General features: G+C 32.4%; 2 protein-coding genes and 1 pseudogene. 1 reads left to right on the top strand and 2 read right to left on the bottom strand.

Annotation, left to right across the window (positions count from 1 at the left end; translation table 11 throughout):
• Window positions 1-1249: hypothetical protein (locus EGI24_RS17655; protein WP_255049874.1), on the top strand; the 1249-nt coding region annotated here is incomplete at its 5' end.
• A 609-nt stretch (window positions 1250-1858) separates the two neighbouring features.
• Here EGI24_RS17655 and istB read toward each other — a convergent pair.
• Together istB and EGI24_RS17665 are read right to left on the bottom strand one after the other, a co-directional pair.
• Complete coding sequence (istB, locus tag EGI24_RS17660; protein ID WP_255049875.1) at window positions 1859-2593, bottom strand: IS21-like element helper ATPase IstB; 735 nt, start codon at window positions 2591-2593, stop codon at window positions 1859-1861.
• A 27-nt stretch (window positions 2594-2620) separates the two neighbouring features.
• Window positions 2621-2996, bottom strand: a pseudogene (locus EGI24_RS17665) (IS21 family transposase); the annotation flags it as partial.

Here is a 2996-nt window from a genome sequence, read left to right on the forward strand (position 1 = left end):
CGAAAATGTAGATGAAGTTGTCAATAATATTTCACGAACTAATTATACTTTTTCAACTTATAAACTTCCCTATTTGGATATTTATTCTTTTGAAGGCCCTTTGGCTTCAAATGTAGAAAAAATTGGAAGTTTTGAGTCTTATGATTTCGCTAGGGGAGTTAATCTTTCTACTAAGTATTTCAAAAACAACAATATTTTACAAAAAGAAATTAGTAATCAATATAGTTTTAGACGTGTGAGTGGACCTGGCCTGCAGAATAATTTTGAATATAAAATTCCTTCAATGTTTTATGAAGGCTTAACTAAAGTTATTACTTGGGTTGGTAATGGTAATGCGTATTTTCCTGTTTACTGGAATAAGTTTTATTTTAATGTTTCAAGCTTTTTTGAAAAAACCAAACAAACTATAACAACATATAATGAATTCAATGAAATAGAAATGTTAACTGAAGTAAACTATTCCTATGAAAATGAATCGCATTTGCAGTTGACAAAGCAATCAAGTTTAAACTCAAAGAATGAAACAGTAGAAACGATTACAAAGTACCCAGAAGACTATTTAGTTAATCCCTCAAGGGCAAACTTTATCAACACTTTAATTTTGGAAAATAGACATTCAACTCCAATAGAAAAAATAACGAAACTAACAGATGAAAACTCCAATACCAAAATTATAGATGCATCAGTTGATACATATAAAAGCTTTACCGGTAATGCAGTTAAACCGAGTTTACTACTCCCGTATAAAAAGTTTCAGTTTAATAAAAACTCTTTAGGAATATTAACTTCTCCCTATGATGGCTCTTTAGATTACATTCCACAAAATACGAGTTATAGAGAAACAACTTCGTTTAACGATTATAATAAATATGGACAGATACGTTCTATTACAATAAATCAATTAGAAAACAATGCTTTAGTTCACGCCTACAAAGGATTATATCCAGTTGCTGAAATTAAAAATTCGCTTTGGAATACAACATTGCAAAATATTGAGAATATAGTTTTAGACAACGTGAATTCTTCTACAATTTGGAGTACGATTGAAAGTAATAAGCCTAGTTTAACAAACAGTTTGGTTAATACTTATGTTTTTACCCCGCTCATCGGACTTAACAAAACTAGTAGCCCAAATGGTTTGGTTAAATTATACAGCTATGATTCATTTAACCGACTTTTTGAAATAAAAGAAAAAGAAGGTGAGATCGAAAGATTATTAAAAAGTTATAAATACAATTATAAACACTAATTATATAAATATGACCTTTATATGAGGTTAAAATAAATTAAGGGTAGGCACAATTTTATTTCTAATCAAATGAAGTTTTATGACGAGTAAAGAAAGGGTGCCAAGCAAATCCCTTTTACTTTTAAAAGAGATAATCTTGGTAGGATAGTAGAAACAATCGACCAGAATGGTAATTTGCTAAAATCTAAGTGCATATTCCAGTGAAAGTGAGCCAGCCATTCCGGTTCAAAGTAAGCCATTTGAGTTTAGTTGCTTGGTTTTTATTTGCAAAAATTAGGTGAGTATAAAATTTAAATTCTAAGCCTTATTTTGTAATTGTAAATAAACTTTGGTAAAAAATTTTAAATATCTAGGTAGTTCTTAACTAATCTGAGGAAATTATTTCTCTGAGAAGGGACTTAAAGAAAAAAATAATTATATGGGTTAATTGTATTGTAAAAGGGTGAAGATTATTTGCACTTTACTATTAAAAATATCAAAAAAAGCCTAAAAAATGATGTTAATAGGCTAAGATGCATATTCCAGTGAAAGTGAGCCAGCCATTCCGGTTCAAAGTGAGCCACTTGAGTTGAGTTGTTTGGTTTTGATTTGATTTTGATTCAAAGATATTTAATTGTTTTGATTTTTGATGTTTTTTCTCAGTGATTCACCCTTTAGATCTATTCTGTGGGCTTGATGTATTATTCTATCGAGAATGGCATCTGCAATGGTGTTGTCATTGATGTATTGATGCCAAGCTGACACAGGCAATTGAGATGTGATAATTGTGGCGTATTTATTATGTCTATCTTCAATTATTTGTAGCAAGGCTAGTCTAGACTGAGTGTCTAATGGTGTTAATCCCCAGTCGTCCAAAATCAGGAGGTGTTTTGATTCTATCCGTTCTGTTTCTTTTCTGAAAGCCCCATCTATTTTGTCTGTTTTTATTTTTCCAAGAAGTTTTGGGAGTGAGAAGTAAGCTACTTTTTTATTTAATAAACATGCTTGATGGCCGATTGCTGAAGCAATGTAACTTTTTCCACATCCTGTGGCTCCAGTTATGATGATGTTTTCGCCACGGTCTATGAATCCACAGTCGCTAAAGGCAGAGATGGTTTCCTTTGTGAGATTTCTACCCTCTTCAAAGTTGATTTCTTGAAGGCTTGCTTGGTATCTAAACTTTGCATTTTTGATAGATAATGTACTCCTTCTGTGATTTCGATATAGTTCTTCTGCTTCTAGTAGCTGGGCTAAAAAGATATCTGTTTGTGGTCTTTGGTGCTGTGGGAGACCATTGATGGCTTCATATCTGTCGGCCATGCCAGTAAGCCTAAGGGCTCGCATTGTTAATAAGGTGTTGTTCATTTCTTTATGGCGATTGCCACGGTTAAATTATTGATAATAAGACTGTCCTCGTAAATTTTCATGATCTATAGGTAGCGGCTCATCGGGTAAATCTTTTAGAACCTTCAAGTCTAGTTTGAGCAGATATTCTAGTTTGTTATAAGATATAAAATCGTATTTTATACATATCTCAGCGGCTTCTTCTATATGCTCCTTGCCGTATTTCTTTGCCAATTGCAATACTCCTTGGCACAGTTTATAGGCTTGTTCGGGGTGTTTAAATTGGCCGAAGATTTGTCCAATCAACAGATGTGTATTTTCCCCAATTTTGACACTCTCTTTTTTGAAGAACTCCTCTGACCAATTGTAATAATACTGATGATTGGGATGCAAATGGCTAGGGTTTGTAGTGTATTTATTATTT

The sequence above is a fragment of the Lacihabitans sp. CS3-21 genome, assembly GCF_024343675.1.
GTDB lineage: Bacteria > Bacteroidota > Bacteroidia > Cytophagales > Spirosomataceae > Leadbetterella.